This window comes from Spongiactinospora sp. 9N601 (assembly GCF_044326295.1).
GTDB classification, from domain to species: domain Bacteria; phylum Actinomycetota; class Actinomycetes; order Streptosporangiales; family Streptosporangiaceae; genus Spongiactinospora; species Spongiactinospora gelatinilytica.
Map to the genome: position 1 here is coordinate 342,835 of NZ_JBIRBB010000009.1, position 14,118 is coordinate 356,952.

Annotated in this window: 14 protein-coding genes; 9 read left to right on the plus strand and 5 right to left on the minus strand. The window is 70.4% G+C overall.

The features are described 5' to 3' along the window. Positions 1–27: 27 nt before the first annotated feature. On the minus strand, positions 28–1,179 hold the full coding sequence (locus ACH34R_RS23690) for a PucR family transcriptional regulator (protein ID WP_397563692.1): 1,152 nt from the start codon (positions 1,177–1,179) through the stop codon (positions 28–30). Positions 1,180–1,716: 537 nt separating this feature from the next. Between ACH34R_RS23690 and ACH34R_RS23695 the strand changes: the two genes are divergently transcribed. After that, a complete protein-coding gene (locus tag ACH34R_RS23695; RefSeq protein ID WP_397563693.1) occupies positions 1,717–2,622 on the plus strand; it encodes a DUF4394 domain-containing protein in 906 nt (301 codons plus the stop codon). 53 nt (positions 2,623–2,675) lie between these two features. Here the strand turns inward: ACH34R_RS23695 and ACH34R_RS23700 are convergent, their stop codons facing one another. Next, positions 2,676–3,188 (minus strand): hypothetical protein, encoded by a 513-nt coding sequence (locus ACH34R_RS23700; RefSeq protein WP_397563694.1) that lies wholly within the window; start codon positions 3,186–3,188, stop codon positions 2,676–2,678. A gap of 65 nt (positions 3,189–3,253) precedes the next feature. On the opposite strand from ACH34R_RS23700, the gene ACH34R_RS23705 reads away from it, so the two are divergent. Next, positions 3,254–4,813, plus strand: a complete 1,560-nt coding sequence (locus ACH34R_RS23705) for a TIGR03086 family metal-binding protein (protein WP_397563695.1) — start codon at positions 3,254–3,256, stop codon at positions 4,811–4,813. A gap of 47 nt (positions 4,814–4,860) precedes the next feature. Here ACH34R_RS23705 and ACH34R_RS23710 read toward each other — a convergent pair whose 3' ends face one another. Further along, positions 4,861–5,805, minus strand: a complete 945-nt coding sequence (locus ACH34R_RS23710) for an ABC transporter permease (protein WP_397563696.1) — start codon at positions 5,803–5,805, stop codon at positions 4,861–4,863. 128 nt (positions 5,806–5,933) lie between these two features. On the opposite strand from ACH34R_RS23710, the gene ACH34R_RS23715 reads away from it, so the two are divergent. Together ACH34R_RS23715 and ACH34R_RS23720 are read left to right on the plus strand one after the other, a co-directional pair. Continuing rightward, positions 5,934–6,302, plus strand: a complete 369-nt coding sequence (locus tag ACH34R_RS23715) for a hypothetical protein (RefSeq protein ID WP_397563697.1) — start codon at positions 5,934–5,936, stop codon at positions 6,300–6,302. A gap of 10 nt (positions 6,303–6,312) precedes the next feature. Beyond that, positions 6,313–6,498 (plus strand): hypothetical protein, encoded by a 186-nt coding sequence (locus ACH34R_RS23720; protein WP_397563698.1) that lies wholly within the window; start codon positions 6,313–6,315, stop codon positions 6,496–6,498. A 9-nt stretch (positions 6,499–6,507) separates the two neighbouring features. On the opposite strand, the gene ACH34R_RS23725 is transcribed toward ACH34R_RS23720, so the two are convergent. After that, positions 6,508–7,134, minus strand: a complete 627-nt coding sequence (locus tag ACH34R_RS23725; protein ID WP_397563699.1) for a TetR/AcrR family transcriptional regulator — start codon at positions 7,132–7,134, stop codon at positions 6,508–6,510. Positions 7,135–7,197: 63 nt separating this feature from the next. Here ACH34R_RS23725 and ACH34R_RS23730 point away from each other — a divergent pair, with 63 nt between their 5' ends. Genes ACH34R_RS23730 through ACH34R_RS23740 form a run of 3 tightly spaced genes read left to right on the plus strand, consistent with a single transcriptional unit; the run spans position 7,198 to position 8,895 of the window. Then, positions 7,198–7,848, plus strand: a complete 651-nt coding sequence (locus ACH34R_RS23730) for a hypothetical protein (RefSeq protein WP_397563700.1) — start codon at positions 7,198–7,200, stop codon at positions 7,846–7,848. Positions 7,849–7,863: 15 nt separating this feature from the next. Further along, complete coding sequence (locus tag ACH34R_RS23735) at positions 7,864–8,703, plus strand: NAD(P)H-binding protein (protein ID WP_397563701.1); 840 nt, start codon at positions 7,864–7,866, stop codon at positions 8,701–8,703. Positions 8,704–8,763: 60 nt separating this feature from the next. Continuing rightward, positions 8,764–8,895, plus strand: coding sequence for a nitroreductase/quinone reductase family protein (locus ACH34R_RS23740; protein WP_397563702.1), 132 nt, complete (start codon positions 8,764–8,766; stop codon positions 8,893–8,895). A gap of 40 nt (positions 8,896–8,935) precedes the next feature. Here ACH34R_RS23740 and ACH34R_RS23745 read toward each other — a convergent pair whose 3' ends face one another. Further along, positions 8,936–10,399, minus strand: coding sequence for an FAD-binding oxidoreductase (locus ACH34R_RS23745; protein ID WP_397563703.1), 1,464 nt, complete (start codon positions 10,397–10,399; stop codon positions 8,936–8,938). Between the two features lie 297 nt (positions 10,400–10,696). On the opposite strand from ACH34R_RS23745, the gene prcB reads away from it, so the two are divergent. Both prcB and ACH34R_RS23755 read left to right on the plus strand, forming a co-directional pair. Next, positions 10,697–11,533 (plus strand): proteasome subunit beta, encoded by an 837-nt coding sequence (gene prcB / locus ACH34R_RS23750; protein WP_397563704.1) that lies wholly within the window; start codon positions 10,697–10,699, stop codon positions 11,531–11,533. 534 nt (positions 11,534–12,067) lie between these two features. Next, positions 12,068–14,104: an acyl-CoA dehydrogenase family protein gene (locus tag ACH34R_RS23755; protein ID WP_397563705.1), complete on the plus strand. Its 2,037-nt coding sequence runs from the start codon at positions 12,068–12,070 to the stop codon at positions 14,102–14,104. Positions 14,105–14,118: the final 14 nt, after the last annotated feature.

A 14,118-nucleotide genomic window follows, 5' to 3' on the forward strand; every position in this document is an offset into this window, starting at 1 on the left:
CGATTTCACATATTCACTTTCACGTGTTCACGAGCCCTGGGATTCCTGGGCCCAGGCGCCGGACAGCACCCGGGTGATGGTGGTGCTCAGGATGCGGACGCCGCGGACGGTGGAGGGGTCGAGGCCGGACAGGGCGCGTACGCGCTGGAGGCGGTAGTCCAGGGTGCGCGGGTGGATGGTCAGCGCCGCCGCGGTGAGCAGGCGGTTCATGTCGGCGCGGTAGTAGGCGTCCAGGGTGGTCACCAGGTCGGGGCCGGTCGCCAGGCGGCGGGCGATCTCGCGTAGCCAGCGGTCGACCTCGGGGAGCTGGGCGGCGGCCAGTTCGGCGAACACGTCGGCGACTCCGGACAGGGTCCGTGGCGTGGTCTCCAGCGGGGCGACGTGGGCCACGCGGCGGGCCAGCTCCGCCGTACGGGCCAGGTCGCAGGCCGGGCCGGCCGCCGTACCGACCGCGCAGGGCCGGTCCATCCGTTCCACGATCTCGCGGACCAGGCGCAGCAGCCGGTCGCCGCACGAGGCCGTGGGCGGCGACGACCCGGGGGACACCAGTACCGAGCCGTCGTGCGGCACCAGCGCCAGCAGTTCGTCCGGACGCTGCCAGGACAGCGGCACGAGATGTTCCTTGAACACGCTCGCGATCAGCTCGTCCTGCGCCGCGCCGGTACGGCAGAGCGCCTGACCGGGCATCCTGACGATGACCACCAGGTAGTGGTCGTGCAGATCGACGCCCAGGCTGACGGCCAGGCCGGGGGCCGCCGCGTCGCCGGTGAGCAGCAACCGGGCCAGCGCGCGCACCCGCGTGGCCACCGAAAGGCGCAGGTGCCGCTCGTCCATGTGCGCCTGGAGGTAGGCCGCGGTGCCCCGGGTGCCCTGGGTGCCGAACCACGCCATCAGGTGCAGCAGCTCCTGCGCGTCCTGCCCGTCGGCGGCGTCGTAGATCTCCCTGAGCATCTGGTTGGCGTGCAGCGTCAGCACCCGCTGTGCCGTGTTCAGGGAGAAGCCCTGCCGGGCGCGCTGCCGGCCGATGCCCCCGATCAGGGACAGCTCTCCCGCGACCAGCGCCCGGTCCTCGCTGACGCACTCGATGGTGCGCCGCCGGAACCAGACGGCGTAGTCAAGGGTCTCCGCGTACACCCGCGGGTCGCTCGCCGCCTCACGGTAGTCTGCAAGCTCGCGCATATATACGCCCACTTCGGCACGCGCGTTGGCGTCGGACCTTTTCATCAACAAACGCAAAAGATCGCCCATGCTGCATCGGTCTTTCCCGTTCAGGTGAGCGGCTTTTCGCATGCCGCGCACGACCGAATATCCTGTGGACCTTGGACCGAATGCCGCCGGACCGGCAGAGCGCGCCGTCATGGTAACCCGCCGGCCCGGGCAAATAACCCCTGAATCCCGTCAGCATTCGTAACACTGCGCTATTGTCGCAGTAGGGGCGGCGTCGGTGCGCGGATCGGCGATTCGGCGAGTGCGTTTGTGAAAGTGGTATCGATTCCATCGGCAGCTTTGCTCAGCGTCCTGCTTTCGCGGGCGGCGCGGTTGCGGAGAATGACAATGCGCCCGCCCCCGTGGCGGGGTTTTTCCGCAAATATCACGACGACAGTGCCATCATCTCCCAGCCACGCTGTTACCGCTCACAACGTCGGTTATTCCGACGACAAGGGGAGAGCTGCCGGCTGAATCCGTCGCCGGCATGACTCGATGGAGGTCGAATCGATGCACGGACGCATCAAGAGGAGCATCGCCGTACTGATCGCACTGGCGACCACGGTGGCACTCACCGTGGGACCGGCGGGGACCGGTATGGCGGCGAGCAAGAAAGGTTCGACGGCGGTCCCGGAGCTGCGGGCGTACGGGATCACCGGTGACGGCAAGCTGATGGCCACGTTCCTCACCACCGACCCGGGGCGGCTCGACTGGGTCAGGCGGTTCAGCGGGCTGGTCGGCGACACGGCCGCGATCGGGCTCGATTTCCGCCCGAAGGACGGCAAGTTGTACGCCGTCGGCAACAAGGGCGGCATCTACACGATCACCATGCCGACGGGCGACCTGCCGGTGGTCGTCACGAAGGTCTCCCAGCTCACCGTGGGACTGCGCGGCACGTACTTCGGCGTGGACTTCAACCCCGCCGCCGACCGGCTGCGCGTGATCAGCGACGCCGGCCAGAACCTGCGGCACAACCTCGACGCCCACACGACGGACACCGACACCAACCTGAGCACCGGCACCTGCGACCCGGTGGCCACCGGGGTCACCGCCGCCGCCTACACCAACAACGACAACAACGCCGCCACCGCGACCACGCTGTTCGACGTCAACACCGCGACCAACCAGCTCGTCATCCAGTCACCGGCCAACCTCGGCCTGCTGGCCCCGGTCGGCGCCCTCGGCCTGACCGTCAACGTCAACGCGGGCCTGGACGTCTACAGCGACCTGACCGGCGGCAAGACCGTCGCCAACTCCGCCTTCGCCACCTTCATCATCACCAAGGAGGTGAACGGCGTGAAGGAGACGCTCAACACGCTCAACTCGGTCGACCTGCTCACCGGCGCCGCCACCCAGGTCGGTGAGCCGTTCCCGCTGGACATCACCGACATCGCCCTCGCCCCCGACACCCACTGACGACCCTTCCACCCACAGCACGATGAGCCCGCCCCGGCCCCGCCGGGGCGGGCTCACCCCGTCGGGCCGAGGTTCCAGGCGGCCGGCAGGGGCGCCGCGCAGGCGGCGCAGGCGAAGTGGTCGTCCTTCACGATGTTGTGCTGCCCGCACCGGGGGCAGCGGCGGAAGACGATGGGGCGGGTGAAGCCGCCGGGGTGCTCCAGGCCCGCGCGGTCCAGCGCCGCCGCGACCGCCGGCCACGAGGTGACATCGGGGCAGTAACCGGTGGATTGGTTGCCGACCTCGCACACCGACCAGCGCCCGCCGTCCCGGGCGAACTCGATCTCGCCCGCACTGAGCACGGGGCCGCCCGCGGCACAGACGAGGTGTTCGCTGCGCCGGGGGGCCAGACGCAGCGCCCCGCCGGTGTCGATGACGAACGTGAACGGCTCGTCCCGCTCATCCGCGGGCTGCTCCGCAAGCCAGGCGGCGAGATCGTCCGCCGAGGTGATCTCGCGTCCCGGCCGGCCGGGCCGGACCCGGTCGAGCAACTCGGCGGGGCCGACATAGGGGTAGCGCCGATCCACACGCCGATTCTGCCGTACGGCCCGGCGCTTGACTCTCCCAAGGTGGGAGACCTGAGACTGGTCGGGTGCGTGACGAGGGGATTCGCCTGCTGAGCATCGGTGAGCTGGCGGCACGGACCGGTATGCCGGTGAAGCTGATCCGGCACTGGTCCGACATCGGCGTGGTACCGCCCGCCGGTCGTACGCCGAGCGGGTACCGCCGGTACACCGAGGAGGCGGTGGCGCGGCTGCGGCTGGCGCGGGCGTTGCGCGATCTCGGCATGGACATGGCCGCGATCCGCGACGTCGTCACCAGCCAGCGCGGCCTGCGCGAGGTCGCCGCGCGCCACGCCGACGCGATCGAGGCCCGGATCCGCACACTCCGGTTGCAGCAGGCGGTGCTGCGATCGGTCACCGACCGAAGGACCGATATTGAGGAGCTCTCCACGATGACCGAACTGGCACGGATGTCGGCCACCGAACGTACCGCCATCGTCCACGACTTCATGGCCCGGACGATGGGGGATGTCGAGCCGTCCGCCTACCGGGACGGCCTGCTGGCCGTCCTGCCCGACCTCCCCGACCGGCCGACCCCCGAGCAGGCGGCGGCCTGGATCGAACTCGGCGAACTGCTACGCGATCCGGCACTGGGCGCGGCGATACGCCGCATCGCGGAGTACGCCGCCACGATCGCGCCCGAGGACCCCGGCGATGAGCGGGGCGTGGGTGCTGAGGAACGGGTCACCGACCTGTGGACCCGGCTGGCCGGGGAGGCGATGGCCGCCGGGATCGCCGCGGACTCGCCGGCCGCCGCCCCGATCGTGGCCGAGATCGTCGCCGCCTGGCTGCCCACGCAAGGGGACGGCGGCACCGACGGGGCGCAGGCGCGGGGGCGGTTGCTGGCGCAGTTGGAGGCCGTCGCCGACCCGCGCGCGGAGCGGTACTGGCAGCTCATGTGCGTCATCAACGGCATGCCGGTGCGCCCGAGCGTCAAGGCGGAGGGCGAGTGGCTGATGACCGCGCTGCGGGCGAACCCCGAGCCGGGGGCGCGCGACGCCGGCCTGGCCGAAGTACTCGAAACGCCGGGCGCGCTGGAACCGGCCGCGCTGCTGGAGGCGTGCGCCCGTGTACTGGCCGAGGTCGGCGCGCTCGTCGCGGCCGTCACGCCCGCCCAGATGGACGACCCGACCCCCTGCGCGGGCTGGAACGTCCGCGCCCTGCTCAACCACCTCACGTACGAGAACCTGTTGTGGACCGGCCTCGCCCAGGGCGTCCCGCGTGCCGACCATGACGCCGACCACATCGGTGACGACCACGTCGGCGCGTTCCGGGCCGCCGCGGCCGGGACGCTGGCGGCGTTCCGGCGGCCGGGGATGCTGGAGGAGCGGTACGGGCCCGCGCCGGGCTGGCGGCTGGTCGAGCAGGTGGTGATCGAGATGCTGGTACACGGCTGGGACCTGGCCAGCGCGACCGGCGCGTCCACCGACCTGGTCCCGGACGTGGCCGAGGCGATGCTGCCCGCGGTGCGCGCCATCTACGGCGACCTCCCCCGTACTCCCGGCGGCTCCTTCGCCCCCGCCCAGGAGCCGCTGCCCGGCGCCACCCCCGCCGACCGGCTGGCCGCCTACCTCGGCCGCCGTCCCTGACCCGCGCAGCGGTTCGCCGTACCCCTGCCGGGGCCGGGCCGGCCCGGTCAGCCGCGCCCGTACCTCTCCTCGGCCGACCAGAAGTACCACACGCCCCCCGCACAGCCGATCAACGCCCAGGCGGCGCAGATCAGCCAGGTGGTGGCGGCCGGGCCGGTGTCCGACATGAGAAGGCCGCGCATCAGCTCGATGTACGCGGCGGCCGGGTTGGCGTACATGAGGTCGGCCACCCACTGCGGGAGATGCGCCCCGGACCACTCTCCGTCAGGCGCGGGATGGCCGACCACCTTGTCCTGGATGGAAAAGAATATCCCCGACAGATAAAGCCAGGTGCGCGTGATGAACGGCATGAGCTGATTGAGGTCGCGCACCTGGGTGCCCAGCCGGGCGGCGATGAGGGCGGCTCCCGCGTTGAAAAGGGTTTGCAGGAACAACGCGACCGGTATGAGCAGCCAGTGCGCCGAAGGCCGCTCGCCGTCCAGCAGGACGATGGGCAGCAATACCAGCATCGACCAGAAGAACTGCTGGAGTTCCTGGAGGGTATAGGCGATCGGAAGGACCGCCCGGGGGAAATGCAGGGCGCGGATGAGCGAGAGGTTGGCGCTGACGGATTTCCCGCCCGCGGCCACCGCGCGCTGCGTGTAGGTGAAGACGAACATCCCGGTGACCAGGAACGCGACGTAGTTGTCCACTCCCGCTCCGCCGCCCAGGATCAGGCCGAACATCACGAAATAGACCGCCGCGTTCAGCAACGGGGTGATGACCTGCCAGAGCCGGCCGATCACCGTGCCGCTGTATTTGGAGGTGTTCCGCGCGTCGGCATAGGCCGAGATGAACCGGCGGCGGTCCCATAATCGTCTCAGGTAAACGGTCATCCGGGGGCGGGCCGCGCTGCGCCGCAGGCCGTGGCGGGTGGCGAGGGCGGCGAGTTCCCCGGGTGCGTATCGGCGTGGATCGTAAGTCCGTTCCGCCGTGGATTCGTTGCCCGACATGATGGAAACGGTACGCTCGCCGGTTTCACGCCGCTCATCGCCGCCGGGTACGGTCGGCGCTGTGATCAGGGTGCTGCCGGCCGACGACGAGGCGATGATCCGGGCCGGGGTGCGCGCGATCCTGGGCGGTGGCCGTCGCGTCGATGTGGCTGTCGGACGATCCCACCGCCGAGACCCTTGAGGTCACGGTCACCAACGGCCCGGCCTCCGGCGAGGCCGGCGGGGCCACTCTGGCGGGGTACGGGCTGGTGGGCCTGGACGAGCGGGTACGCCGGGCGGGCGGCACCCTGGAGGCCGGTCCTGTGGGGGACGCCTTCAGGTTGCGGGCCCGGCTGCCGGTGAACGCGTCACGGGACGCTCCGCGGGAGACCTCCACGCGGCAGGCCCTGGTGGCGGCCCGGCGGCGGCTGCGCCGTGGTCCGGTTGCCACCTTCTGGGCCCCGGGCGTGCTCGGCGTCGTCCTGGTCGCGGTGTTCCTGCCGCGCGGCGGAACCTAGCGAGCAGGTCATGGGCGGCGTCGGGTTCGTGCTGATGCTGATCATTCTCAACGTCGCCTACGTCCGTGCCGGACTCCCGGTGCCGACGTCGGGGCGGTCCATGGAGGAGAGCCGCTGCGCGTTCGCGGGCCTGGTGGCCGCGTTCGGCTGGGGTGCCGGGATCGTCTCCTACGGCATCGCCTTGCCGGGCATCTGATCCCGCCGGTCAAGGGCTCAGCAGTTCGCGGGCCAGCGCCTCGCTCCACCACCGCTCGATCCGGTCGGGCGACCAGGAACGTTCGGTGTGGAGGGTGGTGTAGACGTCGATGCTGCACAGGGCGGCATAGATGTCGACGGCGGTGGGGACGTCCAGGCCGGGCCGGAGCGTGCCGTCCGGCCAGGTGGCGAACACCTGGGCGCGGTGCTCGCCGACCTGTCGCCGGCCCGTCAGGTAGAAATCCGCGAAATCGGGCTCGGTACGGCCCGCGTCGCGTATCAGCGCGATGAGATCGCCCGCGCGCTCGAAAAGCCGCCGGTCGTAGCCGGCCATCACGGCCAGGTGCCGCCGGGGGTCGGTGGTGGCTTCCAGTTCGTCGACCGTCTGGGGCAGGCCCGCGGCCAGGTCCGCGGCGTCGGCCAGCGCCCAGACCAGGCCCGCCTTGTTCTGGTACGCCGCGTACACGGTCGGAACGGCGACCCCCGCCTCCCGGGCGACGTCGCGCACGGTGGTCGCCGCCCATCCCTGTGACATGAACAGCCGGCGCGCGGCGTCGGCGATCTCCGCTCGCGTCTGCTTCGCCTGCGTCACGCGGCGCAGTGAGTTGTAGGGCCGCCGCCCCGTCTCGTCCTCCATGATTGCACCCTGTCCATCCGTGCCTTATATTCAATATATGCACCGTAAACTCAACTGGTCATCGTGACCATCACCAGTCTGGCGGGTGTCGCGGGCATCGGATTCGTCCTGCTCGCGATCGTCGTCAACGTCCTCTACGTGCGCGCCGGGCTCCCGCAACCCACCTCCGGCCGATCCCTGGACGCGGTCACCGACGCGCTGGCCGGCGCCGGCCGGCGGATCAAGGCGCCGTCGGTCTTCGCCCCGGTCACCTGGTTGTTCACCACGCTGTTCGCCGCGGGGCTGCTCGCCGCGCTGTGGCGCGGCCAAGGCGCCGGCAACGCCTGGGCCCTGGTCGGCTTCGCCGGCGTCCTCATGCAGAACGCCACCTTCATGGTGGTCGAGTCACTGCGCTTCGGGGCGGCCGAGGCCGCCCGGCACCAGCCCGGCTCGGTGGCCGGGCTGTGGGCGTTCGGCAATGTGTTGTTCGGGTTCAACCAGGTCTTCCTGGCCATCGCGGTACTCGGTTTCACCGCCGCCGGAGTGAGCCTCGCGTTCATCCCGGCCTGGCACGCGTGGCTGGGCTGGATCAGCGCGGCCCTGCTGTTCGTCTCCTCCATGGCCGCCCCGTACAACGCCGACCACACCAACCGCATCGCGGTGACCGGCCTGCTCGGCTGGCTCGGCTGGGCCGCATGGATCGTCGTCTACAGCATCGCCCTGATGGGCATCTGAGGAAGGAGCGAGCACATGATACTCGTGACCGGGGCGACCGGCCGGATAGGCGGCCGGGTCGTTCGGGAACTGACCGCGGCGGGCGCGGCCGTGCGGGCGCTGACCAGGCGTCCCGGCGACGTCCGGCTGCCTGGCGGCGCGGTGGCCGTGCGCGGCGACCTGCGGGTGGCGGAGTCCGTCGCGCCCGCGTTCGAGGGTGTGGAGGTGGCCCATCTGTGCCCCGTGCCCGGGTGGCCCGTCGCCGACCTGCTGGCGTACGCGCGCAAGGCCGGCGTACGCCGGATCGTCCTGCTGTCCTCGGCGTCGCTCCCCGGTGGGCCCGGCCTGATCGAGCGGCAGCACAGAGCCAACGAGGACGCCGTACGCGCCTCCGGCATGCCCTGGACGTTCGTCCGGCCGACCGCGTTCATGGCCAACGACCTGTCATGGGCGTCCACGATTCGTGCCGAGGGCACGGTGTACGACGCCTTCCCCGACGCCTCGCTGGCACCGGTCGACGAACACGACGTCGCCGCGGTCGCCGCCGCCGCGTTGCTGGACGACGACCGCGCGGGCCACACGTACGAACTGTCCGGGCCGGAACCGCTGACCACCGTCGATCGGGTCGCGATCCTCGGTGAGGTTCTCGGGCGGCCTCTGCGTCTCACCGTGCCGTCTCCGCAGGAGTTCCGTACCACCCTCGCCGCCGCCCACCCGCCCGCTGTCGCGGACGCCATGATCGACGTCCTGGCCGCCGCCACCGGCACGACCGCCCCGATCCTCCCAGGGATACAGCAGGTCACCGGCCGCCCACCGGGCGGCTATGCCGAATGGGCCGCACGACACTCCGGCCACTTCCGCCGGAAAGACGCGTGACATGCCGGCGGGCCGTACCGTGCGGGCCGGATCACCCGGGCGGGCAACGCGATCGTCGGCGTGCTCATCCGTGCGGGCCTGATCCCCCGTGGCCATCTCCTGACCACCTGGGGCCGCAAGAGTGTACGCCTGCGCACCCAGCCGGTGGCGGTCGTCGAACACGGGGGCAGGCGCTGGCTGGTCGCCCCCTAAGGGGCGGTCTCCTGGGTGCTCAACCGACGAAAGTCAGGGGTCAGGGCCGGATGCCCAAGGTGTGGGTGAAGATGTCGCGTGGGTCCCAGTGGGACTTGGCTCTCTGGAGGCGTGGGTAGTTGTCCTTGTAGTAGAGCCGGTGCCAGGGGACTCCCGACGTGTTGTGCGCCGGGTCGGCGAGGTCGTTGTCCGGGTAGTTGATGTACGCGCCGTCGCGTGGGTCCGGTACGCCGCCGGTGTCCCGGTACACGTCGCGGTACAGGTCGCGCAGCCAGTTGTCGTAGCGTTCGTCCACGGCGGGGTCGTTCCAGGTGGACATGAACAGCACTCGCATGATCGCGTCGCGGTGCCCGTGGGCGGTGGCGGTCGGCGGAACGGTGTTGATCTTCCCGCCGTAGCTGGCGAACCCCACCGAGCCGATGATCAGCTCCGGGTCGCGTTCTGCGGTCAGGTGCCGGTAGATGGCCTGGACCTGGCTCTCGTCGTAGCGTTTGCGCAGGTAGCCCGACTTGGCCTTGAGCCGGTAGAGCTTGGAGGCGTTGGGGCCGGACAGCGCGGCGGTGAGCCACGGCTTGCGTTCGCGGACCACGTTGATCGGGGTGCCGACGCCCGCGCCGAGCGCGGTGAGGTAGTCCTCGACGAGCCGTTCGGCGTCGGGGCCGTGGGCCTGTCCCACGGTGAGGTTGACGTCCGTCGCGCGGCGGGCGACGGTGAGGTCGCAGTAGAGCGCGGTGCCCGGCGCGCCGGGGGCGCTGTTGCGCTCGCACCACTCGCCGTGGTTGCGGATCAGCCGGGCGAACTTCTCCTCGTCCATGTTCAGGCCCTGCCACGGCCAGGTGCAGGAGAAGTCGATGGTCGAGGCGGGGGCCTTGGGCAACAGGCCGGACGGGTCGGTACCGCGGGCTCCGGGAGTGCGTAACCAGAAGCGGGTGACGATGCCGAAGTTTCCGCCGCCGCCACCGGTGTGCGCCCACCAGAGTTCGCGTTCCGCGCCGGTGCTGTCCCGGGTGGCCACGACGGCGCTCGCCCGGCCCGCGCCGTCCACCACCACGACCTCGATGCCGTAGAGGTGGTCCACCACGAGGCCGTGCGTCCGGGAGAGCACGCCGTACCCGCCGCCGGTGAAGTGGCCGCCGGCCCCCACCTTGGGGCACCAGCCGGCCGGGATGGTGACGCCCCAGCCGAGGAAGAGCCGCCGGTAGACCTGCTCCAGGTCCGCGCCGCCCTCCACGGCGAACGCGTTGCGCTCGGGGTCGTAGTAGACCTGGGTCATCCCGGAAAGGTCGATGAGCACCCGGATGGACGGGTCGTCCACCCAGTTCTCCAGGCAGTGGCCGCCGCTGCGGACCGCCACCCGCCTGCCGTCCCTGACCGCCTCCTGGACGGCCTGCACGACCTGCTCGGTCGAGCCCACCACGCGTACGTAGTCGGGACTGCCCACGTAGCGCTTGTGCCCACGGCGTACCAGATCTTGATATCGGGAGTCATCGGGATCGACCGTCACCGGCCCGAGCGGGGGTACGCAGCCCCGTCCCGACGGTGGGGCCTTGGATTCGGGTGCCAGGAGATCGGCCCCCGCCCCGGCCGCCGCCCCCGTCACCGATAACGCCGCTGCCTGGAGAACCTGCCGGCGAGCCGGCATGCGCACCACTTCCTCCCATGATCAGTACGTATGACCGGACAGTCATGATCAGAACGTCTAGTCGAACAGTTTGATAAATCGGCGGCGGGCGACGCAAGTGAGGGCCGGGTGTTAGGGTCCTGGAGGAGGAAGATACGACACGGAGACGGGGGCGGCTTCATGCGCGACGACTCACAGCCTTTCCAGGGTTTGTTCTCTCCGGCCGGCACTTCTTCTTTCACCGACTTCGCCGCTTCGGCGGCCCCGGCGCTGGTGCCGTGGGAGCGCCGGCCGCCGGCCGTTTCGGTCGCGGACCAGATTCCGCACTCCACCACGATCATCGCGGCGACCTGCGCGGGCGGCGTGGTGATGGCGGCCGACCGGCGGGGCACCTCCGGCAACATGATCGTGGAGCGCAACGCCGAGAAGGTCTACCGGGTCGATGACTTCTCCTGCGTGGGCGCGGCCGGCGCGGGCAGCATCGGCATGGAGCTGACCCGGCTGTACGGCGTGGAGCTCGAACACTACGAGAAGGCGGAGGGCCGGGCCCTGTCCGTGGAGGGCAAGGCCAACCGGCTGGCGGCCATGATCCGGGGCAACCTGGGGATGGCGATGCAGGGCATGGTGGTCGTCCCGATCCTGGCGGCCTACGACGACGAGCGGGGCATCGGCCGGATCTTCACCTACGACGTCGCGGGCGGGCCGTACGAAAGCTGGCAGTTCCACGCGATCGGCTCGGGTTCGATCTTCGCCAGGGGCGCGCTGAAGAAGCTGTACCGCGACGACGCCGCGCCGGAAGAAGCGGTGCTCACCTGCGTGCAGGCGTTGTACGACGCCGCCGAGGACGACGCGGCCACCGGCGGCCCCGACGTCGCCCGCCGCACCTACCCGCGGATCGCCGTCATCACCGCAGAGGGCTTCCACCAGCTCTCCGACGACGAGGTCGAGGTCCACGTCCGGGCGATGCTCGACGCCCGCATGACCCGCCCCGACGGCCCGGCCGCGTCCCTCACCTGATCTTCTTCTGAGGCCCCACATCAGCCCCTCGGTCCGGCGTACGCCCCGGGGGGCTTCGGCCTGCCCTGGGCCCGGCCGTCCCCGCTGAACCGATTGTTTTTGGGTATGCCCGAAACTCGGTTCTCATGTCCAAAAATACAATGCCCCTAATGCGTTTTCAGGGGCGGCCGGAATCCGGGGACGGTGGTGGTCGCCGCATTGGGCGCGACCGGCCGGGGCGGAAACGGACGCCGGGTCGAATACTCACCGTTGTCGTCCGTATCAGAGAGATGCGACCTGCCATCTTGCGCGGGGTGGTAAGGGGTTGACGATGCTTTGCGGAAAATGTTTCCATGACTGCGCGGGTCAGCCCACCTGACCGGCGACGGGGCATGTTCGGGGAACCGATGAATCGAGCCTGGCCGTCGCCGGCCGATCTTCATACTCTCCAACCGCATGAGGAGTGCCGTGCCCGGCGTGCGCAATCTCTTTCATGACCCGGAAGTCGCTGGATTCCTTGAAGGTCTGTATTTAGGTAAGTTTCTGTGGCATTTAGTGGAACATTTCCCCCAGCAGGAGCCGGTGGACCGGAAAGCCGGTGACGAGGTTCTGGCGGATCTCGACGCCCTGCTCCGCAGCCGGGTCGATCCGACCGAGGTGGACCTCACCGGCCGGCTTCCCGAGGGGCTGCTGGACGAGCTGCGCACCCGGGGGTTCATGTGCCTTCAGGCGCCCAGGGAACTGGGCGGCCACGGGCTGTCCTGCTACAACACCTACCGCGTGGTACGGCTGGCGGCGAGCTGGTCGGTGCCCGTCGCGCTGGTCATCGCCATCCAGAACGCGGTGGGCGTGGGCGCGCTGCTCCCGGCGCTGCCTCCCGGCCCGCTCAGCGACCTGGTACGCGCGCAGGTCGCGGGCGGCGTGCTGTCCGGTTCGGCGGACACCGAGCCGGAGGGCGCGGCGAACGCCCGGCGGAACACCAGCGCCCGCCCGACGGATGATGGCACGGCGTACCTGATCAGCGGCGAGAAGATCCACATCGGCAACGGCCCGATCGCCGAGATGATCACGATCTCGGCGGCCGTGCGCGGCGAGCCGGGGGAGCCCGCGCGCCTGTTCTTCACGCCGACCGGTGGGCCGGGGTTCGAGGTCAGGTCGGAGCACGAGTTCATGGGGGTCAAGGGTTTCCCCAACGCCGCGTTGACGTTCACCGACCTGCGCGTGCCGCGCGAGCACATGTTCGTGGAACAGCGGCAGGATTCCACCGTGCGCATCACCGGCGAGCTGACCAAGCTCGTGTCCCGGGGCAGGCTGTACCTGATCGTGGCGCCCTCGGCGGCGATCGCGAAGTTGTGCCTGGAATGGTCGCGCGACTTCATCTCCCGCCGGAAGATCGACGGGCGCGAACTCGGCGAATATGACGAAATACAGCGAATGATGGCCGACTCCCTCGCCGAGGTTTTCGCCATCGACGCGATCAGCGAGTGGAGCCTGCTGTGCGAGGACCAGCCGCGCGAGATCAATGTGCGGTTCGAGCAGAACGTGGCCAAGAACATCGGCTCGGTCACCTGCTGGCGGATCATTGATCGCACGATGTCACTGCTCGCGGGCGAGGGATATGAGACCGCGCGGAGCAAGGAACGCCGGGGCGCGCGACCGCTGCCACTCGAACGTTTCTTCCGCGACGCACGGAATTTCCGGATATCCGGGGGGATCGATTTCCAGATCGACAACTGGACGGCACAGCTCGCCATCTTCAGTTACTACTACCCGGAGCCGTACGCCGAGGAGCCGGCCGACGGCCCCGACCCGGAATGCGCCGATCTGAACGCCCGCAACCAGGACCACCTGCGCTTCGCGGCCCGCGAGACCCGCCGTTTCGGCCGCGTCTGCCGCCGCCTGGCGGCGGCCCGGCCCGCGGCCGAGCTGTTCCAGCGCGAACACCTGATGATCGCGCTGAACCAGATCGTGGACGAGGTCCTCACCATGTCACTGACCCTCGCGCGTGCCGCCCGCTGGTCCAGAGACGGCCACGAGGACGGCCAGGCCCTGGCCGACATCTTCTGCACCCGCGCCCGCCACCGCCTCGCCGCCCTCTGGCACGAGGTGGAGGCCCAGGACGGACCCGAACCCGACTACTCGCAGGTGAGCACCGCCTGGCTCAGCCACACCCCCGCCCATGGCCACAACGCCGACACGCTCACCCCCGCCGATGCCGATGCCGACGACCATGGCCACGATGGCGGAGGCCACGGGGGCGGCGGGCGCCACGGCAACGGGCCCGGTCACGCCGGTGACCGCGACTACGCCGATGACAATCGCCACGGAGCCAGCGACGCCCCCGCCCCCGCCTCCGTCCATGCCGACACTTCCGGCCCCGCCTATGCCTCCAGCCACCGTGACGGCCACGGCGGCGGCCGGTGCTTTGACGGCCTGCTCGACGGCATCATCACCGACGTGCCCCCCGCCGCCGGCCGTACGGCCGAGGCCGGAACGGCAGGCCGCGGGACCGTCGGCCGGGAGATTGCCGCGCGGACGTCGGGCGGTGGGGCTCCGGCCGTGCGTGGTGAGGGCGGGGTGCCGGACGGGTGAGGTGGGGGCGGACG